Origin of the sequence: Jeotgalibacillus aurantiacus, from assembly GCF_020595125.1 — a bacterium.
Taxonomy (GTDB): domain Bacteria; phylum Bacillota; class Bacilli; order Bacillales; family Jeotgalibacillaceae; genus Jeotgalibacillus; species Jeotgalibacillus aurantiacus.
Genome location: NZ_JACNMS010000001.1, coordinates 552090 through 578016, shown reverse-complemented (window position 1 = coordinate 578016; position 25927 = coordinate 552090). Strand labels below are relative to the sequence as shown.

Below are 25927 nucleotides of genomic sequence, written 5' to 3'. Positions count from 1 at the left end.
TAATCAATTAACCTTTTAAAGGAGAAAAGAACATGAAAAAAACAGCACTTTTACTCTTACTTATTTTCACGCTGGCGCTGGCAGCCTGCACCAACCAACAGCCTTCTTCACAAACAGAGGAAGAACCGCCGGCAGATACAGAAGTGGCGGAAGCAGAAACAGATAATACAGAGGAGCAGTCCTCACAGGGTGCAACGGCTGACATTCCGGAAGCAGTAGATCAACCACTTAAAATTGCGGCGATCATGGAATTCTCTACAGGAACGTTCGCATCTCAGTATGTAAGCGGACTTGAATCTCAAATCGCCAAGTTTGGTGGAGAGGTTCAGGTTTACAACGCGAGTAATGATCTGTCAAAAATGGCCAACCACCTTCAGACAGCGATTAATCAGGGAGTTGATGGCATTCTGATTGACCATGGTCGTGCAGAAGCACTGAATCCTGGTGTTCAGGAAGCACTGGATAAGGGAATTCCCGTTGTCACGTTTGACAATGACATTTCACTTGAGGGTGTGACCTCGATTAGTCAGGATGACTACAGTCTTGCCTGGGGTACGCTGAAGAAAATGGCACAGGATATTGATGGAGAAGGAAATATCGTTTATGTATGGGCAGGCGGGTTCACGCCGATGGAAAGACGTAACGTGATTTATGAAGCGTTTTTAGAGCATTATCCGAATGTGAAGGAAATCGCGCGTTTTGGAAGTGTAAGCAACAATACAGCACTTGACTCACAAAGCCAGATGGAAGCTGTTTTGAAGAAGTATCCTGAGGAAGGCTCAATCGATGCTGTTTTTGCACCATATGATGAATTCGCTAAAGGTGTTACACGTGCGATTCAGCAGGCGGGACGCGATGAGATCAAGGTTTATGGCATTGATTTAAGTGATGAGGACCTTCAGATCATGCAGGCTGAAAACAGTCCGTGGGTGACGACGGCAGCAACGGATCCTGCTGAGGTAGCGGCCGTTCAGGTGCGATTCCTTTATCAGAAAATCGCCGGAGAAGAAACACCATCCATCTATTCGCTTGATCCTTCTGTCGTCAATGTAAGTGATCTGCCGGATGAGCCGGTGACGATGGCGAACGTTGGAGAATTTATTGAGGGATGGGGCTCACCGAATGTAGCGCGTTCCCCATGGATGGACGCACTGGAGGCGAAAAACGCACAATGAGTTATCTACAGGTTCAACAGCTGACGAAATCATTTGGTCCCGTAAAGGTGTTAAAACAGGTGGACTTCTCCGTTGAGCCTGGCGAAGTTCATGCCCTTCTCGGTGTAAATGGTGCCGGGAAGAGCACCTTGGTCAAAATTTTATCCGGTGATTATGAAAAGGATGGGGGAGCCATTCTCGTAAACGGTGAGGATGTTCATTTTACAGAGCCTGCCGATTCGCAGAGAAAAGGCATTGCGATTGTCGTTCAGGAGGTAGATACGGCACTGATTCAAAACCTGTCAGTCGCTGAGAATGTCACATTGGATGTAACGGTAGAAGGCAAAAACCTGAAGCCAATCAGCTGGCGCAAAAGGAAGCAGCTGGCGGAAGAGCGTCTTGAAAAAGTGCAAACAAAAATCCCATTAAACAGACTTGTCGAGAACTGCAGCTTATCTGAAAAACAGATGATTTTGCTGGCGAGAGCGATTGCCTCCAATGCAAAGCTGATCATTTTCGATGAACCAACTGCTCCTCTAAGTGAAAACGAAACAGCTAAATTGTTTCACGTGATTAGTGAATTGAAGAAACAGGGCATTGCAATGATCTATATTTCTCACCGTATGAATGAAATTCATCAGATTGCTGATCGGATGACGATTATGCGTGACGGGAAAGTGGTAGCTGTTCATCAAACAGGTGCAGTATCCACTGAAGAAATTATTCAGACGATGCTCGGCAGACAGCTGCACAAAGCGGACTATCAGCAGCGCGGCTTCAGCAGTAAAATAGCGCTTGAGGTCAAAGGACTTGAGGTGCCGGAGACGGACAAGACCATCGATCTTTCAGTAAGATCAGGTGAAATTTTAGGCATCGCAGGACTGGTGGGAGCAGGAAAGTCAGAAACCGCGAACGCTCTGTTTGGTGCATCCGGTGCGAAGGGTGATTGGAGCGTAAATGGGAAGAAGCAAGCAATCAAAAATCCCCGACATGCTGTAAAGGCCGGTATTTCCTTTATCCCTGAAGAGCGCCGCAAAAGTGGTATTTTAATTGACTTTTCTGTTCAGGAGAACCTGTCACTCCCGGCTCTCGAATCTTATACAAAAGCTGGATGGATCAGCCGTTCCAAAGAGAAAACGACTGCGCTTGACCAGATCAAAGACCTTGGCATCGTTGCTTCCTCACCCAAAGCCCTTCTTAAGCATTTGAGCGGCGGGAATCAGCAAAAAGTCTCAATCGGCAAATGGCTGAATAGAGACAGTGACGTTTTTATTTTTGATGAGCCGACAAAGGGAATTGATGTAGGGGCAAAAAATGATGTGTTCCGCCTGATCACATCACTGGCAGATCAGGGAAAAGGCATTATTTATTTTACAAGTGAATTTGACGAGCTTTTGCAAATTGCTGACCGGATTCTGGTGATGGCAGATGGGGAAATCGTCGATGAAGTAACAAATCAGGAGGCGACTCAGGAGCGCCTGATGACCGCAGCAACAGGAGGGAATGCCGATGAAACAGCTAAATATCAGCGATTATCCGCAGCAGGACACCATCAGTAAAAAGGAGCGGATCGTCAACTTCTTTATGAAATTCGGCACCATCCTTGCACTGGCGCTGATAATCCTTATTTTCAGCTTAACGAATGAACAGTTTTTAACTTATGGCAACATTACTGAGATTTTAAGGTCGATTTCGATCGTGACGCTTGTTGCGATCGGGGTCACTTTTTCGATGATTGTAGGTGGATTTGATTTATCGGTAGGTTCAACAGTCAGTCTGGCAACAGTAGCGAGTGGTGCACTGCTCGTCTGGTACAGCCAGGAGCTGTTGGTCGTCCTCATTGTGCCCTTGATTTTAGGCGCATTAATTGGGCTGCTGAATGCTTTCATTACTGTAAAAATCAGAATTCCTGATTTAATCGGGACGCTTGCCGTCATGTATATCATTAACGGCGTCCATTTAACGTATACAAAGGGTTACTCCATTTACAGCAATATGCCGCTTCCGGATGGCAGCGGGACGGCACCGGGTATTTTTATTCCCGCTTTTCAGTTTATCGGGCAGGGTGAAATTTTTAATATCCCGTTTCCGGTTATTCTGATGGTCGTGATTGTGGCACTTGTTCATTTATTCCTGCAGTATACCCGTGCCGGCCGTCTGTTCTATATTACGGGAGGCAACAAGGAGGCAGCGCGACTTTCCGGTGTTCCGGTAAACCGTTACCGTACTTATGCATACGTGATCAGTGGTGTGTTTGCTGCATTGGCCGGCATTGTGCTTGCTGCCCGTATCGGAACGGGGCAGGTTTCAGCAGGTGATCCGCTGCTCATGGACGGAGTGGCTGCTGCATTGATCGGTTATTCTGTGTTTGGCGCAGGGAAGCCGAATGTCATTGGTACGTTTATCGGGGCGATTATTATCGGTATCCTGTTAAACGGGTTAACGATGATGAATGTGCCGTATTATGCACAGGATATTATTAAAGGTGGTATTCTTGTTGGTGCGCTGGCGCTGACTTATTTCAGGAAGAAGGATTGAAAAACCGTGCCGGGTCAGAGAGAGCCGGCACGGTTTTTTATCTGGCTGCTCCAGGATGGATTGACGCTTTCCATAATACGAGCATGCTCAGAGTCAGAAAAGAGGCAGCCAGTATAGAAAGGCTGAGATAATTAAGTGTGATATGGATAGGCATCATACCAAGCTCCATATCCTTTACAAACCAATCAATTACTTCTGTGCGAAGAGATTCAATAAGAATAGTAATAAATAGGAGAGCTACAACACTCAGTCCGCCAACCAGGCCGAACCTGTGAAATACTGTGCTAAGAAAGAAGCTGGCAATCAGGGTGATAAAACTAAACAACATTAGTAAACCAAATTCAGCAAGCATCGTACTTTGAGTCCCGATCATATCGGAAATATTGATCAGCTGAACATGTGACCACCCAACCCACTCCATTAAAGCAGAAAAAATCATGTTAATGATGATCCCTGTGCTGCTCATAATAAATGCTAAAACAGCTGCGAAAATAACTCCGGAGATCGCATATTCTAGACGTGTTACCCCTAACCTAATGGTGTAGGAGAATGTTTCTTTCAGTAAAATAAAACCTGAAATGCCGCAGAATATAAGAATAGCAATGGTAGAGGAAATATAAACATTTCCATCAGCCGCAGCAGATAAAACACTTACCGGAATGAGGCTTATCATGTAAATTGACCAGAATAGCAAAATCGAAAAACGCATATCAATCAAGAAAAAACGAATGAGCGCCATCATTTGTTTAAACATACAATTTTTCCTCCTTTTCCGTTAAATGAACCATCAATTCCTGAATAGAGCTTCGTTCTGTCAAAAGCCCCATTGCTTTTGCTTTATTAAGGTCAAGTCCCTCACCGTATAAGAGGGCAGTTTTCTGTCCCATGATTTCTGCAGCGTGAATAACCTGTCTGCCTTCAATGAAATCATCTACTTTTGCTCTAGGACCGCTGATCTGCAAGCTTTTAAGCTTTAACTCTTCTGCAGATTCATGCGTTAGAATTTTTCCTTCCTTCATTAGGATGATCTCTTCAAAAAGGCTGCTCACTTCATCGATTAAATGAGTAGATATGATAAACGTTCTTGGATAGGATTCATACTCTTCGAGAAGCACATCATAGAACTTATAGCGTGCACTGGCATCCATTCCGATATAAGGCTCATCAAAGATCGTAATGGAAGTATGGCTCGCAAGACCAATCGTAATACTTAATGCAGACTCCATTCCTTTAGATAACCCTTTTGCACTCATACCCGGATCAAGATTAAACGTCTTCAATAGCCGTTCAGTTGTCTCCTGGGACCAATTCAGGTAGAAACGGCTGACCGTTTTTAACACTTCACGAATTTTCAGCTTTCGCTTGAAGTTATTTGCTTCGCTGATCAGACATATATGCTGAAGTGCTTTCCGGTTATTAAAAGGTTCCAGACCGTTGATTAGAACACGGCCGTCTGATGGCTTGATATGTCCGGCTAAGATCTGAAGCATGGTTGTTTTTCCGGCACCGTTTCTTCCAAGTAAACCAACAATTTTGTTTGGTTCAATTGTCGTGCTGACGGACTTTAACGCCTGCTTGGATCCATATGACTTTGAGGTTTCCAACAGCTCAATTTTCATCACGATCACCCTTTCTGATCCAGTCATTTAGTTCATCCTCTGAAATGCCTAGACGTGCAGCTTCTGTTCTTAACGGAACAACATAATCATGATAGAAGCGTTCTTTCCGTTTAGACAAAATAATGTTTCGTGCGTTATCCCCTACAAACATTCCAATTCCTCTTTTCTTAAAAAGAATTTCCTGCTCCACCAGCTGATTAATGCCCTTGGCTGCTGTTGCCGGGTTGATCTGATAAAACTTTGCAAATTCGTTTGTGGATGGAACACGATCTCCGATGCTGTATGAACCCTCCAGGATGCCTGACTCAATCGTTTCGGCGATCTGTTGAAAAATAGGTATATCATCTCGTAATTTTTCGTCCATAATCCCGCCTGCCTCTTTGGTTAGTTACTTATGTAATTAACCATAAAACCATACGGCTGAAAAGTCAATACATTTGGAAAAAATTATTTTTGCACATGAAAAAAGACGCCCCAATAGGAGCGCCTTACTTCATTAACTTCTGCGATCGTCGTCAAAATCATCCGGGGCGAACGGGTTTTCATTCCGTTTGTCTTCTTCCGGGAAATCATCTGCACTGTTTACGTCATCCCAGGCCGATGTGTCGTTTGAGAGATCTTCGTTTGAATTTTCCCAGGCTGACGTATCATTTGAGAGATCTTCATTTACTTTTTCATCCTGTGACCAGTCATTTACAACAGGACGGTTGTTATGATCCGATGTGGATTTGTTTTCATAACGAGCGGATTCTTCACGTGTTTCACGTTTGATATCCTCCCGTGTCTGCTTTGCTTTTTCAGTATTTATTTCTGTGTTGGCTGCTTTACGCTCAAGCTTATCGAGATAGCGTGATGCATTGTCACGTCCGCCAAGTCCAAAGGCAAGGCCGAACGCCAGCGCAACAGCTCCAAGAATCAGAATGAACGCAGAGTTAACGATTGTGTCTGCTACACCCAGCTGATCGAGTGCCATGAAAAGTGCCAGCGCCATAATCGCATATTTGGCAACAGAGCTGAGCATGGAAAGCTCTGATCCGCTGAACAAACTGTCCAGCACACGCTTGACGATGTTGCCTAAAATAATGCCGAGCCCCAGAATCACAATCGCTGTGATGACGCTTGGAAGGAAGGCAAGTACAGCAGTTCCAAGGTCTACAAGGAAACTCAGGCCTACAACGTTGAAAGCCTCTACAATAAATAGAATCACAATCACAATTTGAACAAGATATCCAACAATGTCAGCAGGGGTCATACTTGTGCCTGATGCTTTCCAGCCCCCTACACGAAGGTGACTCGTGACGTTATTAAAGCTGAGTCTTGCGAGCAAATCTGACACAAAACGGCGAGCCCATTTTCCGATCCACAAACCTACAAGGATCAGGATAATCGCGATAATAATGTTCGGAATCATCGCCATGGCATCATTCAGCATGTTAATGGCCGGTTCAGTAATGCCGGCAATCTGGAGCTGATCCAAAGCTGAAACGGTAACAGGAATCATAATTAGAATAAAGACAACCGTCCCGACGATTGAAGAAATAGACGTATCCTTCAGGAAATTACTTAATCCTAATTTGCTTCCTAATTTATCTGTACCAATTGCATGAAGAAAATTAGTGACAATATCGCGGACGATTTTAGCGACAATCCAGCCGACGACAAAGATCAGTGCAGCGGCAACGAGCCTTGGAATAAATGCCAGGAAGCTTTCCAGCATGCCGCTGAAAGGACCTGATACTGCTTCAATACCAAGTGCACCGAGAATGCCAGGCAGGAACATTAATAGAACGATATAGAACACAATCGTGCCGGCATTTTCGACATAGCCTTGAAGATTGGATCTGTCTTTTACATAGTTGCTTTCCTGGACTTTGCGGTTTTTAACAAGACGGGACCCGACTTTAACGACCAGGAACTTCAGTACAAGCGCGATGACATACGCTAAAAGAAGAACCAGCGCAGCAGTCAGGACATTTGGAATAAAGGCAAGAATGGTACTCATCATATCGACAAGTGGAGAAGCGATAATATTCAGGTTAAGTATATTGAAGAATAAGATAAAGACAAAGACCATCAGAATCCAGAATACAATCTTTCCGGCAATCTTTTCGGGCGGCCACTTGTTTTTTGACTCACCCTCTTTTCCTTCTCTTGTCGCAGTGCTCATCCGTGTGGAGCTGCGTGGAGACCCGTATTTACGGATGACACCCGTTTTTTTGAGAAGCTTTTCGACTGCAGTTCCAATGGCTTTCGCGATAAAATAACCAATAATCAGAACAATGACAGCCAGCAAAAGGTTTCCAAGTGAATTTAAAAAAGCACTTGTATTAAATCCGCCATCGTAAAACAGGTTGTTCATTCTATCCCTCCTTGAAAGTGAGTAATCACCTTTTTAATTCCCTAGTGCTGACAAATAGAAACAAAAATTGATAGAATTTTATAAATTTTGATCGCGATATTGAGGGGGTCTTTTGTCACGATTTTACGAAAGCGGTGTGAAATGCTGCGAAGCTTGAGCAAAATCTTGCGAAACCAACGTCGTATTATTAGAACCGTCATTCAAATTTTGTGAAACATCCCCTTAATCCTGTGAACGGCCATCTGAAAGAACTTACACCGCAAAAAAAACCGGTGCACCAGGCACCGGTTATGTCAAAAGTGTAATCTCTGATTCAGTTAATGCGCGCCACTCACCTGATGGGAGGCTCCCGAGCTCAATATGCTCAATTCTCACGCGCGTTAAGGTCAAAACCTCATTTCCGCAAGCTCGGCACATTCGCCGGATCTGCCGGTTCAGCCCCTGCATTAATACGATGCGGAAGCTGAAGTCATCCAATTTTTCGACGGTTGCGGCCGAGGCGGCACGTCCTTTGATCAAGATGCCGCCGGCACGCATACGTTCAAGCATGTCATCTGTAATCGGCCTCTTAACGGTTACGAGATATTCCTTCTGCTTCTGCTGTTCTTCCTTCATCAACTGGTTAACGATTGTGCCATCATTGGTCAGCAGCAGAAGCCCGTCTGAATCCTTATCGAGCCGGCCTACTGGGAAAATCCTGGTCGGCCAGTTTAGGTAATCAGATAAATTTCCTTCAACAGAGGACTGTGCTGTGCATGTAATACCGCGCGGCTTGTGAAAAGCGAGATAGACAGGTTCAGCGGGAGAAGGCAGGGGCGTCCCATCTACAAGAACAAGGTCGGACTCCGCCACAGTGCTCCGCTCATGACCGGTTTCGCCGTTAATTGTCACGCGCCCCGCTTTTAAAAGACGTGCCGTTTCTCTTCGTGAAAAAGCGCCACACTGACTTAAGTACGATTGAATGTGCACAGCCTGACCTCCGTTACAGGATGAATTTTTCGACTACATGAGCTACACCGTGATTCATGTTGCTTTCTGTAACAAAATCAGCGGCCGCACGAATATCCTCAGGTGCATTGCCCATGGCAACACCAAGGCCTGCGAACTTGATCATCTCAAGATCATTATAGCTGTCACCGCAAGCAATCACTTCCTCACGTTTGATTCCCAGCTTTTCGATCAGCTGAGACAGGCTGGAGCCTTTTGTGACGCCGTCTTCTGTGAACTCAAGGAAATAAGGCTTTGAACGGTAAACCGCAAGCTCACCCTCAAGTTCTTTTTTCAGCGTTTTTTCAACCTCAGCCAGGAACGGACCTTCTTCAAGCATGAGCACCTTTACAACCGGCTCCTGAACCGCTGCTTTGAAGTCTTCAACAATCTCAACAGGAAGCCCGGTGATATCGGCTTCGATCTGCGTATAAGGATTATCCTGTTCCGTCACGATGGCATCCCCAACGTACGTCTGAATCCCCACGTTTTCACGTTTGCTCAGGTCGTACAGACGGTGAACCGTTTCAGGAGAGAGTGTACTTTTAAACAAAAGCTCTTTTGTTTTTGCATTATAAATATTTGCCCCGTTGAACGATAAAATATAGCTTCCATAATCAGCAAGCTCCAGCTCACGCGCGGTATCCCACATCGCATAAGTCGGGCGCCCGGAGGCAAGTACGACCTTTACACCCTGCTTCTGTGCCTGTAAAAGGGCCTGTTTTGTGCGGTCGGAAATCGTGTGATCATCCTGCAGTAAAGTGTCATCCATATCTAAAACAATCATTTTATATGTCATAGTAAGTAGCTCCTTCTTGTCTATACAATCTCTATATTGTAAGGCAAAAGGGGGAGAGAGGACAAGAGAGAAGCCCGGATTCGTGTGGGTTTATGGGGACTTCAGAAGAAGGATGAGACCACACGGCGAGCTGATCAATAGCTGTGATTTCTGTCGCAACCATGCACTTTTCTGTTGTTAGCCGGTTTGAATCTGTCGTTAGCACCTGTAGCGTGAGCCTAATTTGTCGATTGAGCCTGCTTTTCTGTTGTTAGCTGTTTCATTTTTGTCGTAAATGCCGGAGAAACTGTTGACCGGATCCGGGAATCTGTCGATGCGCTCATGGCGTTTCCGTCCAGTCCGCTTCTCGAGTCAAAGATTGTCTGCTTTTGTGAAAGAGAAAACTCCTCCCTTAAAAATTTCTGTCGCTAGCATGCACTTTTCTGTCGTTAGCCTGATTGAATCTGTCGTTAGCACTTGCAGCGTGAGTCTAATTTGTCGATTGAGCCTGCTTTTCTGTTGTTAGCTGTTTCGTTTTTGTCGTAAATGCCGGAGAAACTGTTGACCGGATCCAGGAATCTGTCGATGCGCTCATGGCGTTTCCGTCCAGTCCGCTTCTCGAGTCAAAGATTGTCTCTTTTTGTGAAAGAGCAAACTCCGTTAAAACTTTCTGTCGCTAGCATGCACTTTTCTGTCGTTAGCCTGATTGAATCTGTCGTTAGCACTTGCAGCGTGAGTCTAATTTGTCGATTGAGCCTGCTTTTCTGTTGTTAGCTGTTTCATTTTTGTCGCAAACGCCGGAGAAACTGTCAATCCCATCCAGGAATCTGTCGATGCGCGTTCAATGTATGGGCTCCCCAATGAACCATCTTATTTCGTGACTAATTAATTTGATCCTCTTACACCAAAGAACGCGCATTGCAAATCTGGAATCTGTTGATATCAATTGATAAAAGCCCGGATCTTCAACTCGATCCGGGCTTGTTAAATGGGTGATTTATTCAGGCAGCGGATAATGATTAATGCCTTTCATGCTGATGGTGTAAAGCGTGTCATCAACATAAATCATTCTCTGAACCATTGATTCGTACTCCTCATACATCTGGTTCGGCTCTTTTTCCTGAATATATTCTTCAGCAAGCTCGATTCCATCTGTTGTAATCTTATACACCATGGCACCCTGACCGACAAATTCCATTTCACTATTCAGGTCTTCCTGGTTATACAGATTAATCGGAAAGCCGTACAGATTTCTTTCTTTATGCTGAAACAGTGCTTTGTGGTCGTGCATAATAGGTGAATACGTACCACGGCCGCCAATGACTTCAACGTCTTTTTCAACAGGATTGGAGAAGTCCGTTACATCAAAGAGAGAAATCTTCATTCCTTCCTGTAAAACGAGTGGTGGTTCACCCGGTTTAGTCGCCGAAAGGGACGTTTCATTACCGAACCCGATCAGATGATTTTCATCAAGTGGATGCAGGTAGTTGCTGAAACCCGGGATTTTCAATTCGCCGAGTACTTCAGGATTGGCTGGATCGGCTGTATCGATGACAAATAGCGGATCCGTTTCCCGGAAGGTGACCATATACGCTTTATCACCCATAAACCGTGCGGAATAGATTCTTTCACCGATTGCCAGATCCTCAACGGAGCCTGTGATGTTCATACCCTCATCTAAAATAAACAGGTTATTCGTTGAATCCCGGTTCTCACCAAACGTGGAACCATCAGTGGTCACGATGCGGAAGTAGCCTTCATGCTCATCCATTGAAAACTGGTTTAAAATTGTCCCGCGAACCGTTCCTTCTGCCACGAATTGAACATCGAGATCGTTAATCGCAAATTTATAAATCTTCGTGTTGGCGTTAAAGCGTCCTGCAGGCATGATATCCATCGAAGTGTCAGCAGTATCGGAGGCTTCTGTGTTTTCAGGAATATCATATGAATAAGCAGCCATATACAGGTGACTTTGCGACATATAAAGTTCTCCACTGCCGCCAAGGTAAGATTGTGTTTTAGCGGGTAAGGTCAGATCCGCAACATTGACGGAAGTGATCGTGGAGTAATTTATCTCCTCGGATTCAGGGAACACCTTAATCGATTCAGCCGCCGTCTTCTGGTACTCCTCTGATACAGTAGAATCCTTAAAGAATGGCAGTACTTCAACCTTCTCAGGCTCCTCCTGCATAAGCCACACATCAGGGTAATGACCGGTAATGAAATAGAGATTGTCACCAATCATTCGTGCGTTCATCATATGTCCCTGTGCGGCAACCTCTCTCTGTAGCTGAGGATTGGCAGGGTCGCTGACATCGTAAATATAGGCACTTGTAACTCCGGAATGCGCCGGGAGTCCATTCTTTGCAACTTCACTCCATGCATCTCCAAGAACAACTAACGTATTTTCATGTAAGAAGAGCTGATTGCCGTAGAAATTTGCCTGCTCAAATGACAACACCTGAATTCTTTCTGTCTCACCAGACTCCAGAATACGGTGAATTAAAAGATCCTGATTCTGGTTCAGGTGATAAATGTAGGAACCATCTGTTTTGACAATATCTGCTTCATTCACCCCTTCCACCTGATTGTTCGTTTCAGAGTATCCTCCGCTTCCTTCGCCGCCGCTGGAAGCCATGTCAGCGGAGCTGTTTGAGCTCTCGGCAGAAGACTCTTCAACCATCATATCTGATTCCATAAACACTCTTTGTTTCTCCATCGCAGCAGCAAAGTAATTCTTCACTTCCTCTTCAGACTGAAAGGAAGGGAGATCATCGACAATTGTGAAGGTGAAAGATGATTCCTTCAGCTTCAGCCCTAGAGAGGATTTCAATTCATCTGAAAAGCTCATCGTATAGGTCTCTCCGACTGTGTAGCCTTCTTCAGGAGGAGCCACTCTCAACGATCGATTCTCATTGATCAGCGTCAGGGAGACCTCAACCTTGTTTCCTTCTGAATCTTCAATGAACACCGTATCTTGATTAATCGAGTCACTGTTCATCTTCTCAGTGAAATAGAATGTCCACGTATGATCGGGGAATACCATTTTAGAAGAAGCACTTGATGCAGTTCCTGTCAGTTCGGGTTTTGATGTAAGAAAAAAAGCAGTAATTCCTCCGCCGGCGATCAGCAACACCGCTGCAGCAAACAGCCATTTTTTATAAGCCATTATTAAGATCCTCCTGTTGGAATGATTTGTTATAAATATGACGAACAAGTAACAGATAAAGTTACACAATTGATTTGAAAAGGTTTTCAGCGTACGCTTGTGGAAAAGGAGGCGGATTTTTATGTCAAAAGTGGCGATTCAATTATGGTCTGTTAAAGAAGCGATGGAAGAGAATCTTGAAGGGACGTTAAAACAGCTTAGCAAAGCAGGGTACGAAGGTGTGCAGCTTGCAGGTGACTATGGATTAACGAGTAACCGGTGGAATGAATTATTCTATGAAAATAACCTGAAGCCTGCCGGTATTCATGTTCCTGTGGAAAACTTCCAGGACCCTGAAAAATTTAAGAAATGGATTACGTTCTCCAAGGAGATTGGAAATACGAAACTAATCATGCCATATTTAGATGAAGACTGGCGCACTGCCGACAAGTATGAAGAGGCAGCCAGGCTGTTAAACGAGGCTTCACAGGCAGCTGAAAAAGAAGGCATCAGAGTTGGTTATCATCACCATGATTTCGAGTTTGCGAAGCTTGAAGATGGACGTACCGGATGGGAGATCCTTGAGAAGCATACCACTGACCATCCTGTTTATTTCGAGATCGATGTGTATTGGACGGAGTATTCGGGTGTGAATACATATGATTTACTCGAACGCCTGCGCGGCCGGATTTTCTCTATTCACCTGAAAGATCTTGAAAAAAGAGAAGGGGAAACGCGGACTGCGGCAGTCGGTAAAGGCTCACTGCCTCTTCAATCGTATGCAGGTGCCGTGCAATTAGACTGGCTTGTCGTTGAGCAGGAGCATTTTGACGGAGAACCGGTTGATGAAGTGCAGCCAAGTGCTGCGGTTGTGAAGGGCTGGTTATAATTGATGGAAAACTGCAGGGTTATATCTCCTGCAGTTTTTTAATGTTTACAAACAATTCGATTGTAAAGCAGCACGTTATACTGTATAGTTTTCTTAATTTGATAAAAGAGAGGAAGATGGTTCGATGGGAAGGAGCTAATACGAATCGGAACGGTTGCAAAGCGCAGTGGACTTTCAACCCGGACGATTGATTACTATACACAGATGGGGCTCTTATCTTATTCGCGCTCTGAAGCAAACTACAGATTATATCCGGAATCCGTTCTGGATAAAATTGAACACATACAGAAGCTGAAAGAGGCCAGAATGACTTTACAGGAAATTAAAAAAATCATGGCTTGCAAAGAAGAGAAGGCAACAGCTCCAAAGTTAAACGAAGTGAATGAAGAGCTTGAGCATTTGCAATCAAAACTGGCATCACTTCAATCTGAGCTAGAGCATGCATCTCCAGAAGAGAGACGCTATGCTGCGCAGGAAATCCAGTTGAAGATGGTCCCTGTTTTGCAAATGATCACGACTCTGTTAAGTTGAAAAATTTCGGAGGTGAATCCCCTTTTTCAGGGGAACTTATTGGACAGTATATTGATTCTTAACCTTGTTCTAGTGGCAGTATTGATAGGATTAACGGCCTTTTTTGTGGGCTCGGAATTTGCGGTTGTCAAAGTGAGAATGTCCCGTGTCGATCAGCTGATTGCGGAAGGAAATAAAACAGCACCAATCGTTAAAAGACTGGTCACGGATCTGGACTATTATTTATCAGCCTGTCAGCTCGGTATTACGGTGACAGCACTTGGTCTCGGGTGGTTAGGTGAACCAACTGTTGAAAAGATATTGCATCCCGTGTTTGACAGTTTTGGTTTTCCGGACTCTCTTTCAACGATTGTCAGCTTTGCAGTAGCTTTTGCATTGGTGACGTTTTTACACGTTGTGATTGGTGAGCTTGCACCAAAGACACTGGCGATTCAATTTGCTGAGAAGATGACACTGCTTTTAGCGAGACCGCTATACTGGTTCGGAAAAATCATGTTTCCTGCCATTTGGACTTTGAATGGTTCTGCCAGACTTTTGCTTCGCGCATTTGGCGTGCAGCCTGCAGGACATGAGCAGGCCCATTCGGAAGAAGAATTGAAAATTATTATGACGCAAAGCTTTCAGAGCGGGGAGATAAATGAGACAGAGCTCTCATTTATGGAAAATATCTTTGCTTTTGATGAAAGAGTAGCAAAGGACATTATGGTTCCACGTGTACAAATGGAGACACTTGATCTTTCCATGGGTGTAGATGAGATTTTAAGCCTGATTGATGAGCATCAATATACGAGATTTCCTGTGACACAGGACTACGATAAAGATCACATCGTCGGGTTTGTTAATGTAAAAGAGTTGCTGACGAGTGTGGTAAAAGACCGTCAATACAAACTCGAAAATGGGCTCCACAATATTGTACTGATCAATGAACAGACTTCTCTTCAGGATGCGATGCTCAAAATGCAGCTTGAGAGAGTCCATATGGCACTGGTGATTGATGAATATGGCGGAACCTCCGGACTATTAACACTTGAAGACATTTTGGAAGAAATCGTCGGTGAGATTCGCGATGAATTCGATGAAGATGAACGTTCAGATATCGAAGAAACCGCCGAGCTGACTTATGCGATTAATGGACGCGTATTACTTGAGGACCTGGAAGAAAGATTTGGCATTGAGTTTGAGAACGGAGAAGAAGTGGATACCATTGCTGGCTGGCTTCAGCATCATCAGGATGATATTACGGAAGGAACGACCGTGCTGAATGATGAAGAACATAAGTGGACGGTAAAAGAAATGGATAACCATCAGATTCTCGTTGTCGAATTGCAAGTTTTGAAGCAGGCACAGTAAAAGTGATTCATCAAAATGATATTCATGGAGGAGTTAAGCATTGACCGTCGCCTTGATTACACTCGTCGTTCTGATTATTATTAATGCCTTTTTTGCTGCATCTGAGCTGGCGCTTGTTAACCTGAATGATAACAAGGTAAAAAGAGCAGCTGATAATGGAGATGCAAAAGCAAAAACACTCTACAATTTGATTTCTCAGCCGAGTCTTTTCCTAAGTACGATTCAGATCGGTATTACACTGGCCGGATTTTTATCGAGTGCCTTTGCTGCTGATTTTTTTGCGGGGCCGTTAGCTGAAAGTCTTGTGGATCTCGGTGTTCCGTTATCACTCGGTGTATTAAATACGATCTCAGTCGTAGCGATCACGATTATCCTATCTTATTTCACGCTGGTGTTTGGGGAGCTGGTTCCAAAACATCTGGCACTGCAAAAAGCAGAAGCGATTTCTAATGTTGCAGCCGGCCCTTTATCCTTTTTAGCAAAGGTGAGTGCACCGGTAGTAAAGATTTTGACATGGTCTACTAACACGGTAGTCCGCCTGTTCGGGGTGGATCCGAATGCTAAAAATGAAGAAGCTACAGAAGAAGATATCCGGATGCTTGTAGATGTGGGACGTGAAAGAGGCACTATCAATCCCGAAGAAAAAACAATGATCAATAATATCTTCGAATTTAACGATAAAATTGCTTCAGATATTATTACGCACCGCCGGGATATGTCTGCACTGCCGATTGATGCGTCGTTTGAAGACGTGCTGACTCTTGTTAATAAAGAGCGTTACACGCGTTTCCCTATATATGAGGGGGAAATTGATAAAATTGTCGGAGTGCTACACGCGAAGGATCTTTTTCAGTATGTGGGCCGTGACGAACCGTTTCATTTAAAAAATGTCATCCGTAAGCCATTTTTCGTTTTAGAATCCCAGCCGATTGACGTATTATTTGCTTCTATGCAAAAAAGTAACACACATATCGCCATCGTGATTGATGAATATGGCGGTACGGAGGGCTTAATCACGATTGAGGATGTCATTGAAGAGATTGTTGGAGAAATTCTCAGTGAGAGCCTTGAACCTGGTTTTTCTGAACAGGAAATTACTGAGCTGGCACCTGGTGAATACGAGGCTGAAGGAACCTTCCGCCTTTGGGAGCTGGAGGAGATCATTCATGTCAGTCTTCCATCAAAGGATCTCGATACAATCAGCGGATTTATGATTCATGAGCTGGGTTATATTCCTGCTGACCATGAGAAGCCGATATTTAAATACAAAAACACAGTTTTCAAGGTGCTTGAGGTTTCAGAGAACCGTATCGAAAGAGTTCACATCAAAGTTGAAAAAGAAGAACATGACGCTGCTTCTGAAGAAGTGTAAAAATCAGACTGCCGATTCGTCAGGCAGTCTGATTTGGTTTCGAAGTAAAAGATATTGGGGAGAATAAATCATACGGGTTTATTCTTAATCTCTTTGAGGGAGTGAATACATAATGGTATTCGTCTGGTTTTTGCTGGCGGCTGTTGTAACGGTTTATGCGGCGATGAAGCTTTCTTCCTACGCTGATGTGATTAGCACGAAAACCGCAATGGGCGGGCTGCTTGTCGGTACGCTTCTGCTTGCCGGGGCAACATCGCTGCCTGAGGTGACGACGAGCCTTTCAGCGGTGCTGATCGGAAATAATGATATTGCGATTGGAAATGTACTTGGTTCAAACTTATTTAACGTCTTTATCCTTGCCTGCTTTGACTTGTATTACCGGAAGAGAAAGCTTTTCCTGCAGGCAAGTAACGATCACTTATATACAGCGGGTCTCGGTTTACTGTTAACCTTGCTGGTCATGGCCGCCTTAATTCTGCGTCTTGATTTTACGATTCTGGGCATCGGCCTTGATTCGCTGCTGATTGCCATTATTTACGTTGTTGGGATTGTGGTCATCGGCCGCATTTCAAAAAGCAATCAGACAGTTGAAGCGGTTGAGTCACACGAGCCGATTGATAAGACTGCCTCTAATTTCACGATGACTGTAAGGCATGCTGTGATCGGTTTTATTATCGCTGCGATCGTGATCATGGGTGCGGGAACTGTGTTATCGATTATGGGTGATCAGATCGCCGTGATCACCGGACTGGGTTCAAGTTTTATCGGAAGCTTTCTTGTAGCGGCAACAACCTCACTTCCAGAGGCAGTGTCTGTGTTCGTAGCGCTAAGACTGAAAAATATCAATCTTGCCATGGGCTCCATTCTCGGAAGTAATATTTTTAACATGCTCATCCTTGCCGGTTCGGACGTGATTTACCGCGAAGGTGCGATCATTGCTTCTGTATCCGACTCGCATCTGCTGACTGCTGTGGGTGTGACGATTCTGTCAGTCATTGCAATATGGGCTGTTCTGATGAAGAAGGCAACGTCCTCGCTTAAATATATGCTCCCGTCCATCCTGATCGTCATTGTTTACTTTACAACTTCATACCTGATTTTCATTAACAGTTGAGGAAAGCCGGACACCCTATGTTCTTATTGGGTTGTTCGGCTTTTTGTATAAAATCAGATGAATAAATATCCTCTCATTCAACATAAAAATAAATTTTTTCTGCATTCATTTACCAAACTATTTTCCTACCCGAAATAGTTGATTTATCGCTGTTTCGAGCCATCATCCATTCCTTCAGAACCCATCTGTACCAACTAAAAACAGTCCTTCCTTCATTTGATAGATCATGATTATTTTGCTATAGTAGTTTGAAAATTATGATAGTTGTCCTGTTTATTAGAAAGAGAGAGAAGAAAAGGGGATTATGGGGATGAAGGTTTATTTGTCTGTGGACATGGAAGGAATCACAGGCCTTCCAGATTATACATACGTGAGTTCAAATGAAAAAAACTATGAACGTGGACGAATGATCATGACGCGCGAAGCAAATGCCGTCATTGAAGCAGCTTTTGAAGCGGGAGCCACTGAGGTAGTTGTTAACGATTCTCACTCAAAAATGAATAACATCATCATTGAGGAACTACACCAGGAAGCGCAGCTGATCACCGGAGATGTTAAGCCGTTTTCAATGGTCCAGGGACTTACCGCGGACTTCGATGCGGCTATTTTTGTTGGCTATCATGCACGAGCGGGGCAAAAGGGTGTGATGTCGCACGCGATGACCTGGGGTGTGCGCAATATGTGGATTGATAACCACCTGATTGGAGAGCTTGGGTTTAATGCGATGGTAGCCGGTCATTATGGAGTTCCGGTTGTGATGGTAGCAGGGGATGACTGTGCAGCTGAAGAGGCGCATAAGCTGATTAAGAACGTTAAAACGGTCGCAGTAAAAGAAACAATCTCAAGGTCATCTGTTAAAAGCCTGACGCCGGCAAAGGCTCGGGAAAAGTTAAAGCTCGCAACGGGGGAGGCGTTATCAGCACGCCAATCCGTTCAGCCTGTCACTGCGTCAGATGCTCCGGTGCTGAAAATTGAGTTTACCAATTATGGTGAGGCGGAATGGGCAGCTTTAATGCCTGGGACCGTGCTTGAGCCGGGGACCTGCATCGTGTCATACGAAGCGAAAAACATCTTAGAAGCGTATCAGGCGATGCTGGTCATGACAGAGCTTGCGATGCGTACAACATTTTGTTAGGGGGATCAGTCATTGACTACATATATTGTTAAACGGTTTTTTATCATGATCATCACGGTGCTGGTGATTGCAACGCTGACCTTCTTCCTCATGAAAGGCATTCCGGGTTCACCGTTTAATCAGGACCGTGGAACGAGTGAAGCGGTTCAGGCGAACCTGGAGGCTCATTTTGGTCTTGATCAGCCCTGGTATGTACAATACGGCGTTTACCTGAAGAGTATCGCAACCTTTGATTTCGGACCATCTATCAAGAACCCTGATCAGACGGTCAATGATCTGCTTGGACGCGGCTTTCCAATTTCATTTGAACTCGGGATCGTGACGGTGCTGGTTGCGCTTGTGTCAGGTATTACGTTAGGGATCATTGCCGCACTAAAGCACAACGGCATTGTCGATTATATGGCGATGACGCTCGCTGTGCTGGGTATCTCCATCCCGAACTTTGTACTGGCAACACTTGTGATTCAGCAGTTTGCAGTAAACTGGCAGATACTCCCGGCTGCCACGTGGTCCAGTCCGATGCATATGGTTCTACCGGTCATTGCCCTGGCTACGGGACCAATGGCGATTATTGCCCGTCTGACGCGTTCCAGCATGCTCGAGGTCTTAACGCAGGATTACATAAAAATGGCGCGTGCCAAAGGGTTGACACCATTTAAGATTGTCGTCAAGCATGCACTGAAAAATGCCATGCTCCCTGTCGTAACGATTTTAGGTACATTACTTGCAGGAATTTTAACAGGAACCTTTGTCATTGAAAAGATTTTTGCAATACCGGGCATGGGCAAGTATTTCGTTGACAGCATTAATAATCGTGACTATCCGGTCATTATGGGCACGACAGTGTTTTACAGTTCCATTCTGGTCTTTATGCTCTTCCTTGTTGACGTAGCATATACGCTGCTTGATCCTCGAATCAAGCTGGCGAAGAAGGGAGGAGAGTAGGAATGAGACAAGTATCTTCTCAGGACACACATAAAAAACAAATTCCGGACGACTGGTTTAAGCCGGTCGGGAAGGATCGTGAGAAAGCCGAGGAGGTTGTTCGGCCTTCACTTTCTTACTGGAAGGATGCCTGGAGGCGTCTGTTGAAAAATAAGCTGGCAATGGGCGGACTGGTCTTTTTAATCGGACTCGCGTTTATGGCGATTTTTGGACCGATGATGACGCCTCATTCCCCTACCACACAAGTATTACCGAATCAGAACATGGCGCCGAGCAGCACACACTGGTTTGGCACAGACAACCTCGGCCGCGATGTCTTCGCCAGAACCTGGTACGGAGCGCGGATTTCCTTGTTCGTTGGTCTGATGGCCGCATTAATTGATTTCTTTATTGGCATCATTTACGGAGGCATTGCGGGTTATAAAGGTGGTAGAACGGACAATGTCATGATGCGTATTGTCGAGATCCTGTATGGACTTCCTTACCTGCTCGTTGTGATTCTGCTGCTTGTTGTGATGGGGCCGAGCCTTGCCACGATTATTGTTGCGCTGACGGTTACCGGATGGATTGGAATGGCCCGGATTGTCCGCGGTCAGGTCATGCAGATTAAAAACTATGAGTTTGTCACAGCTTCACAGTCGTTTGGAGCAAAAACGTCCCGTATTATCAGAAAAAATCTTCTGCCGAATACGATGGGGCCGATCATTGTACAGATGACATTAACGGTGCCAACCGCTATTTTCGCCGAAGCGTTTCTGAGCTTTCTTGGACTTGGCATTCAGGCACCGCATGCCAGCTGGGGTGTGATGGCTAATGATGCATTAGGGGTCATTATTTCAGGACACTGGTGGCGTTTATTCTTCCCGGCATTCTTTATTTCAGTCACCATGTTTGCATTTAACGTATTAGGTGACGGCTTACAGGATGCGCTTGATCCGAAGCTGAGAAAATAAAACGGAGGTGACATGATGACATTAATCAAGGAACAAAAGAAGCAATCCGGACCCGCGAAAGCAGACTTACCTGTATTAAGTGTGAAGGATTTGCAGGTCACGTTTAAAACGTATGGAGGAACTGTTCAGGCGGTCCGCGGTGTGAGCTTCGATGTATTTCGCGGAGAAACGCTTGCGATTGTAGGCGAATCCGGCTGTGGTAAAAGTGTGACGTCCAGCGCGATTATGGGACTGATTCCATCGCCACCCGGTGAAATCACGGGTGGACAGGTGGTGTTCAAAGGAAAGGATCTTACATCACTTTCAAAAAAGGAAATGCGGGAAATCCGGGGTGTTGATATCTCTATGATCTTTCAGGATCCGATGACAGCTCTTAACCCTACATTAAAAATAGGGGATCAGCTGACAGAAGGAATCCGTCAGCACCAGAAAATCTCCGGAGCTGAGGCGAAGAAAAAAGCGGTTGAGATGATGAAGCTGGTGGGCATTCCAAATCCTGAAGAACGGCTTAAACAGTATCCTCATCAGTTCAGTGGCGGGATGAGACAGAGAATCGTGATTGCGATTGCCCTTATGTGTGAGCCGGAGCTGCTGATTGCCGATGAGCCGACGACCGCGCTGGATGTGACGATTCAGGCGCAGATTCTGGAGCTGTTTCAGGAGATTCAGGAAAAGACAGGTGTATCCATCATTTTAATTACACATGATCTGGGTGTTGTGGCGAAAATTGCCCACCGCATTGCAGTCATGTATGCAGGAAAGATTGCAGAGACAGGCACGAAAAGAGAAATCTTTTATCAGCCTCAACACCCTTATACGAAAGGGCTGTTGAATTCCGTTCCGCGGCTGGATTTAAAGGGTAAGGCGCTTGAACCGATTGAGGGAACGCCGCCTGATTTATTTTTACCGCCGGAGGGCTGTCCGTTTGCTGCACGATGTCCGCATGCCATGGTCGTGTGTGACAAACTTATGCCTGAGACAGAGCAGCTCACATTCACGCATAAAGCAAGCTGCTGGCTGCTGGATGAGCGCGCAAATCCGGCCTGAAAGAGACGTGTCTGATTAGATGACAGGCAGGCTTTCAGGCCGGAACCATACATAATCATAAAAGGGGGAAAACAGCATGAAGAAATGGGGAATCTTTTTATTTTCAATCGTCATGGTGCTTGTACTGGCAGCATGTACAGCGAATGAAAATGCCGGTGATGAATCACCTGAGCAGGATGTAGAAGGTACAGAGAGCGAAAGCGGAGAAAAAGTTCTGCGCATGAACAATGGTGTAGAGCCGACATCAATGGATCCGTCTATCGGTTTCGACGCTTCATCATGGAATATTCTGAATAACGTGATGGAAGGCTTAACACGTCTTGGTCAGGATGATCAGCCGCAGGAAGCAATGGCTGAGTCATGGGACATCTCTGAGGATGGCTTAACTTACACGTTTAACATCCGCGAAGATGCGAACTGGTCAAATGGAGAGCCTGTAACAGCAGAGGATTTTGTCTATGCATGGACGTATATGCTGGATCCAAATACAGCTTCACCTGCAGCATTCCTTGCTTACTTCATCGAAGGGGCAGAGGAGTTTAACGCAGGTGAAGGAGATTCATCATCTCTTGGTATCACAGCTGTGGACGAAAAAACACTGGAAGTAAAACTGACGGCACCAACAGGCGCATTCCTGAACATTATCTCAAACCCGTCATTCTTCCCGATTCATAAAGCAACTGCAGAGGAAAACCCTGAGTGGTACGCAGAAGCAGATACATTTGTTGCAAACGGACCGTTTAAAGTGGAATCATGGGCACATGACAGCGAGCTTGTCATGACGAAAAACGAAGAGTACTGGGATGCTGACAATGTCAAGCTTGATCAGGTTCACTGGGCAATGGTAAGTGACACGAATACAGAATATCAGATGTTCGAGAGTGGAGATCTTGATATGTCTGAAATTCCTGCCGACAGTGCCGATCAACTGATTGATAGCGAAAATGTTGTGATTGAAGATCAGGCAGGACTTGCTTTCTATCGTTTTAACGTAAATGAAGAGCCATTCCAGAACAAAAAGATCCGCCAGGCGATTGCAAAAGCAGTTAATCAACAGGAACTGGTTGATTTCGTAACGAAAATGGGTGAAGTGCCGGCAACCGGATTTGTGTCACCAGGATTTGAAGATGCAAGCGGCAATGACTTCCGTGAAACAAACGGAGACCTTCAAGTGTTTGATGCAGAAGAAGCAAAAGCGCTTTTAGCAGAAGGTATGGAAGAAGAAGGCTATGATGAACTTCCTGCGATCACACTTTCTTACAGCAACACAGAGTCAAACCGTGTTGTGGCAGAAGCGATCCAGCAGATGATCAGCCAGAACCTCGGTGTGGAGATGGAACTTTCAGCCGTTGAGAGTAATGTATTCCTTGATGAGCAGCGTGGACTTCAGCATCAGCTTTCACGCAGTTCATTCCTGCATGACTATGCAGACCCAATCAATGCACTTGAAAGCTTTGTAACGGATTCATCCATGAACCGTACAGGATGGTCCAACGCAGAATTTGATCAGCTGATTGCCGATGCAAAAGCTGAAACAGATGAAGCAGCACGTTATGAGCTTCTGTACCAGGCAGAAAAACTCTTGATGGACGAAGCACCGATCTTCACGCTTCACTATTACAACCAGGTGTATCTATATGCTGACAATGTAAAAGACGTTGTCCGTCACCCGGTAGGTTATGTGGAATTGAAGTGGGCGGATAAGACGGAGTAAGATTTATTTCGTGATTAAGATAATATAACCGGTGAGCTGCGCGCCAGGCGGACGCTTTCCGCGGCCGGGCGGTGAGCCACCTAGTGCTTCGCACTACGGTGTCTCACCTGACCCTTTGATGCCGCAGGAGTCGCCGCCTTCTGCTCCGCTCACCTCATTTTATTCACTATAAAAAATGGATGTTAATCGGCAAGTTTGACACGAAAAATCATACACTTTTCTTGATTGTGGAAAAGATTATTCCGTCCTCTTTTCCAGAGTTAAGAAAGGAGCAATAAATATGATCACACCAAAAGCATTGAAACCGGGAGATACCGTTGGCTTTATTGCCCCGGCCAGTCCACCGAATATTGAGCAGATGGAAAAGTCGATTGCGTTTTTCACTTCACTTGGACTTAAGGTAAAAGAAGGAAAACATGTGAGAGATGTGTATGGTTACCTCGGTGGAAAAGATGAAGACCGTCTTCAGGACCTTCATGATATGTTTGCTGATCCTGAAATTGACGCGGTGATCTGTGCAGGTGGCGGATACGGTACAGCCAGACTTGCTGCGCGGATTGATTACGAACTGATTCAAAACAACCCAAAGATTTTCTGGGGATATAGCGATATTACATTTTTACATACGGCAATCAGACAGCAAACAGGGCTTGTCACATTTCATGGACCGATGCCCGCGTCTGATATAGGAAAAGAATCGTTCTCTGATTTATCTAAACGCATGTTTGACCAGCTTTTTGAACCGAAGGAATTACATTATACAGAAGCGATTTCTCCGCTTACCGTTTTATCTGGAGGAGAGTCTGTCGGTGAGCTGACCGGGGGAAACCTGACTCTGATTACAAGCACACTGGGTACGCCATTTGAAATCGACCTGAAAAATAAAATGCTGCTTATTGAAGATATTGATGAGGAACCTTATCGTGTGGATGGCATGCTGAATCAGCTGCGGATGGCAGGAAAGCTTGATCAGCTGTCCGGTATTGTGATCGGTGATTTTAAAAACGCTGTGCCGACGAATGGAAAGCCTTCTTTATCACTGGAAGAAGTGCTGGATCATTACCTGGCTGACCTTGGTATTCCGGTGATATCCGGATTTAACATTGGACATTGCGAGCCGCATTTTGCCGTGCCGCTTGGTGTAAAAGCAAGACTATCCTCTTCAAGAAAATCACTGACACTGCTGCCGGGGGTGGAGTGATGATCCGCTCGATTGAAACGTTCAGGGTAAAAGTCCCTTTAAAAAAGCCATTTAAAACAGCTTTAAGAACGTTAACGACTGCTGAATCCGTCGTCGTGAAAATCATAGATTCAGAGGGCCGGGCCGGTTACGGAGAAGCACCGCCAACACATGTCATCACAGGAGATTCGCTGTCAGGCATTGAGGCAGCAATTAACGAAGTGATCGGTCCGAAATGTATCGGTCAATCCGTACTCGCACGGGAAAATCTTTTACATACGATCCACACATCCATGGTGGGTAATACAAGTGCAAAAGCTGCGCTTGATTGTGCCGTTCATGACCTGCTTGCCCAGCACGCGGGACTGCCGCTCTATCAGTTTCTCGGTGGAAGCCGGGATACGCTTGAAACGGATTATACCGTGAGTGTCAATGCACCTGAGGAAATGGCTTCGGATGCTTTACAGTTTATCCAGGACGGTTTCTCTATTTTGAAAATAAAAGTCGGGATCGGGGCGATCGAAGAAGATCTGAAGCGTATTCGTGCCATTCGTGAAAAAGCCCCGGACTGTGTACTGCGTCTGGATGCGAATCAGGGCTGGACGGCGAAAGAGGCGATTTATGCGATCCGTAAGATGGAAGACGAGGGACTGAATATTGAACTCGTTGAACAGCCGGTCAAAGCGCATGATATAGAAGGATTAAAACAGGTGACTGATCACACTTACACCCCTGTTATGGCAGATGAAAGTGTGTTCTCACCGAAAGATGCGATACGGGTTTTACAAATGCGGGCGGCTGACCTGATCAATATTAAACTCATGAAAGCAGGCGGTATTCATCAGGCGCTGACGATCGCCAAGCTGGCTGAAAGCTATGGCATTGAATGTATGACAGGGAGCATGATTGAAACAAAGGTCGGCATCACAGCGGCTGCCCATTTTGCCGCAAGTCAGCGGAACATTACACGCTTTGACTTTGACGCGCCGCTATTGCTTGCTGAGGATATCGTGGTTGGAGGCGTCAGTTATCATCAGTCTGAAATGAAGCTTGCCAATACGCCGGGACTCGGTATCCTGACGATTCAGAATCATGCCGTCATTTAGGAGGAAAA

22 protein-coding genes are annotated in these 25927 nt (G+C 45.3%); 15 read left to right on the top strand and 7 right to left on the bottom strand.

The window, feature by feature from the left end:
- Nucleotides 1-32 precede the first annotated feature (32 nt).
- Genes H7968_RS02715 through H7968_RS02705 form a run of 3 tightly spaced genes read left to right on the top strand, consistent with a single transcriptional unit; the run spans nt 33 to nt 3692 of the window.
- Entirely contained in the window at nt 33-1175 is a 1143-nt protein-coding gene (locus tag H7968_RS02715; RefSeq protein ID WP_227394699.1) for a sugar ABC transporter substrate-binding protein, read from the top strand.
- Complete coding sequence (locus H7968_RS02710; protein ID WP_227394698.1) at nt 1172-2713, top strand: sugar ABC transporter ATP-binding protein; 1542 nt, start codon at nt 1172-1174, stop codon at nt 2711-2713. The genes H7968_RS02715 and H7968_RS02710 overlap by 4 nt, the downstream gene beginning before the upstream one ends.
- Nucleotides 2664-3692 (top strand): ABC transporter permease, encoded by a 1029-nt coding sequence (locus H7968_RS02705; RefSeq protein ID WP_134373892.1) that lies wholly within the window; start codon nt 2664-2666, stop codon nt 3690-3692. Before H7968_RS02710 ends, H7968_RS02705 begins: the two co-directional genes overlap by 50 nt.
- A gap of 37 nt (nt 3693-3729) precedes the next feature.
- Here H7968_RS02705 and H7968_RS02700 read toward each other — a convergent pair whose 3' ends face one another.
- The 7 genes from H7968_RS02700 to H7968_RS02670 form a co-directional block, all read right to left on the bottom strand.
- Nucleotides 3730-4446 (bottom strand): hypothetical protein, encoded by a 717-nt coding sequence (locus H7968_RS02700; RefSeq protein ID WP_227394697.1) that lies wholly within the window; start codon nt 4444-4446, stop codon nt 3730-3732.
- Complete coding sequence (locus H7968_RS02695) at nt 4439-5338, bottom strand: ABC transporter ATP-binding protein (protein WP_227394696.1); 900 nt, start codon at nt 5336-5338, stop codon at nt 4439-4441. Before H7968_RS02695 ends, H7968_RS02700 begins: the two co-directional genes overlap by 8 nt.
- Nucleotides 5301-5675, bottom strand: a complete 375-nt coding sequence (locus H7968_RS02690; protein ID WP_134373888.1) for a GntR family transcriptional regulator — start codon at nt 5673-5675, stop codon at nt 5301-5303. The genes H7968_RS02695 and H7968_RS02690 overlap by 38 nt, the downstream gene beginning before the upstream one ends.
- A gap of 132 nt (nt 5676-5807) precedes the next feature.
- Nucleotides 5808-7670, bottom strand: coding sequence for a mechanosensitive ion channel (locus H7968_RS02685; RefSeq protein ID WP_227394695.1), 1863 nt, complete (start codon nt 7668-7670; stop codon nt 5808-5810).
- A 288-nt stretch (nt 7671-7958) separates the two neighbouring features.
- Nucleotides 7959-8639 carry a pseudouridine synthase gene (locus H7968_RS02680; protein ID WP_227394694.1) on the bottom strand — a complete coding sequence of 227 codons (681 nt, stop codon included), beginning with the start codon at nt 8637-8639 and terminating at the stop codon, nt 7959-7961.
- 13 nt (nt 8640-8652) lie between these two features.
- Nucleotides 8653-9456: a Cof-type HAD-IIB family hydrolase gene (locus H7968_RS02675; RefSeq protein ID WP_227394693.1), complete on the bottom strand. Its 804-nt coding sequence runs from the start codon at nt 9454-9456 to the stop codon at nt 8653-8655.
- A gap of 976 nt (nt 9457-10432) precedes the next feature.
- On the bottom strand, nt 10433-12604 hold the full coding sequence (locus H7968_RS02670; RefSeq protein WP_227394692.1) for a beta-propeller domain-containing protein: 2172 nt from the start codon (nt 12602-12604) through the stop codon (nt 10433-10435).
- Between the two features lie 121 nt (nt 12605-12725).
- Between H7968_RS02670 and H7968_RS02665 the strand changes: the two genes are divergently transcribed.
- The 12 genes from H7968_RS02665 (at nt 12726) to H7968_RS02610 (ending at nt 25919) form a co-directional block, all read left to right on the top strand.
- Nucleotides 12726-13472, top strand: a complete 747-nt coding sequence (locus H7968_RS02665; protein ID WP_227394691.1) for a sugar phosphate isomerase/epimerase family protein — start codon at nt 12726-12728, stop codon at nt 13470-13472.
- A gap of 138 nt (nt 13473-13610) precedes the next feature.
- Complete coding sequence (locus H7968_RS02660; protein ID WP_227395074.1) at nt 13611-14003, top strand: MerR family transcriptional regulator; 393 nt, start codon at nt 13611-13613, stop codon at nt 14001-14003.
- 39 nt (nt 14004-14042) lie between these two features.
- Nucleotides 14043-15353 carry a hemolysin family protein gene (locus H7968_RS02655; protein WP_227394690.1) on the top strand — a complete coding sequence of 437 codons (1311 nt, stop codon included), beginning with the start codon at nt 14043-14045 and terminating at the stop codon, nt 15351-15353.
- Between the two features lie 40 nt (nt 15354-15393).
- Complete coding sequence (locus H7968_RS02650) at nt 15394-16725, top strand: hemolysin family protein (RefSeq protein ID WP_227394689.1); 1332 nt, start codon at nt 15394-15396, stop codon at nt 16723-16725.
- 112 nt (nt 16726-16837) lie between these two features.
- On the top strand, nt 16838-17839 hold the full coding sequence (locus tag H7968_RS02645) for a sodium:calcium antiporter (RefSeq protein WP_227394688.1): 1002 nt from the start codon (nt 16838-16840) through the stop codon (nt 17837-17839).
- Nucleotides 17840-18149: 310 nt separating this feature from the next.
- Nucleotides 18150-18974: a M55 family metallopeptidase gene (locus H7968_RS02640; RefSeq protein ID WP_227394687.1), complete on the top strand. Its 825-nt coding sequence runs from the start codon at nt 18150-18152 to the stop codon at nt 18972-18974.
- 12 nt (nt 18975-18986) lie between these two features.
- On the top strand, nt 18987-19919 hold the full coding sequence (locus H7968_RS02635) for an ABC transporter permease (RefSeq protein WP_227394686.1): 933 nt from the start codon (nt 18987-18989) through the stop codon (nt 19917-19919).
- A 2-nt stretch (nt 19920-19921) separates the two neighbouring features.
- On the top strand, nt 19922-20872 hold the full coding sequence (locus H7968_RS02630; protein ID WP_227394685.1) for an ABC transporter permease: 951 nt from the start codon (nt 19922-19924) through the stop codon (nt 20870-20872).
- Nucleotides 20873-20887: 15 nt separating this feature from the next.
- Nucleotides 20888-21919: an ABC transporter ATP-binding protein gene (locus H7968_RS02625; RefSeq protein ID WP_227394684.1), complete on the top strand. Its 1032-nt coding sequence runs from the start codon at nt 20888-20890 to the stop codon at nt 21917-21919.
- A 76-nt stretch (nt 21920-21995) separates the two neighbouring features.
- Nucleotides 21996-23633: a peptide ABC transporter substrate-binding protein gene (locus H7968_RS02620; RefSeq protein WP_227394683.1), complete on the top strand. Its 1638-nt coding sequence runs from the start codon at nt 21996-21998 to the stop codon at nt 23631-23633.
- A gap of 280 nt (nt 23634-23913) precedes the next feature.
- Entirely contained in the window at nt 23914-24834 is a 921-nt protein-coding gene (locus H7968_RS02615; protein ID WP_227394682.1) for a S66 peptidase family protein, read from the top strand.
- A complete protein-coding gene (locus tag H7968_RS02610) occupies nt 24831-25919 on the top strand; it encodes a dipeptide epimerase (RefSeq protein WP_227394681.1) in 1089 nt (362 codons plus the stop codon). The genes H7968_RS02615 and H7968_RS02610 overlap by 4 nt, the downstream gene beginning before the upstream one ends.
- The last annotated feature ends 8 nt before the right edge of the window (nt 25920-25927 follow it).

Excerpts from the sequence above, each read along its gene's own strand:
- H7968_RS02715 (WP_227394699.1), top strand. The coding sequence starts at position 33 with ATGAAAAAAACAGCACTTTTACTCTTACTTATTTTCACGCTGGCGCTG.
- H7968_RS02710 (WP_227394698.1), top strand. The coding sequence starts at position 1,172 with ATGAGTTATCTACAGGTTCAACAGCTGACGAAATCATTTGGTCCCGTA.
- H7968_RS02705 (WP_134373892.1), top strand. The coding sequence starts at position 2,664 with ATGAAACAGCTAAATATCAGCGATTATCCGCAGCAGGACACCATCAGT.
- H7968_RS02700 (WP_227394697.1), bottom strand. The coding sequence starts at position 4,446 with ATGTTTAAACAAATGATGGCGCTCATTCGTTTTTTCTTGATTGATATG.
- H7968_RS02695 (WP_227394696.1), bottom strand. The coding sequence starts at position 5,338 with ATGACTGGATCAGAAAGGGTGATCGTGATGAAAATTGAGCTGTTGGAA.
- H7968_RS02690 (WP_134373888.1), bottom strand. The coding sequence starts at position 5,675 with ATGGACGAAAAATTACGAGATGATATACCTATTTTTCAACAGATCGCC.
- H7968_RS02685 (WP_227394695.1), bottom strand. The coding sequence starts at position 7,670 with ATGAACAACCTGTTTTACGATGGCGGATTTAATACAAGTGCTTTTTTA.
- H7968_RS02675 (WP_227394693.1), bottom strand. The coding sequence starts at position 9,456 with ATGACATATAAAATGATTGTTTTAGATATGGATGACACTTTACTGCAG.
- H7968_RS02670 (WP_227394692.1), bottom strand. The coding sequence starts at position 12,604 with ATGGCTTATAAAAAATGGCTGTTTGCTGCAGCGGTGTTGCTGATCGCC.
- H7968_RS02665 (WP_227394691.1), top strand. The coding sequence starts at position 12,726 with ATGTCAAAAGTGGCGATTCAATTATGGTCTGTTAAAGAAGCGATGGAA.
- H7968_RS02645 (WP_227394688.1), top strand. The coding sequence starts at position 16,838 with ATGGTATTCGTCTGGTTTTTGCTGGCGGCTGTTGTAACGGTTTATGCG.
- H7968_RS02640 (WP_227394687.1), top strand. The coding sequence starts at position 18,150 with ATGAAGGTTTATTTGTCTGTGGACATGGAAGGAATCACAGGCCTTCCA.
- H7968_RS02630 (WP_227394685.1), top strand. The coding sequence starts at position 19,922 with ATGAGACAAGTATCTTCTCAGGACACACATAAAAAACAAATTCCGGAC.
- H7968_RS02625 (WP_227394684.1), top strand. The coding sequence starts at position 20,888 with ATGACATTAATCAAGGAACAAAAGAAGCAATCCGGACCCGCGAAAGCA.
- H7968_RS02620 (WP_227394683.1), top strand. The coding sequence starts at position 21,996 with ATGAAGAAATGGGGAATCTTTTTATTTTCAATCGTCATGGTGCTTGTA.
- H7968_RS02615 (WP_227394682.1), top strand. The coding sequence starts at position 23,914 with ATGATCACACCAAAAGCATTGAAACCGGGAGATACCGTTGGCTTTATT.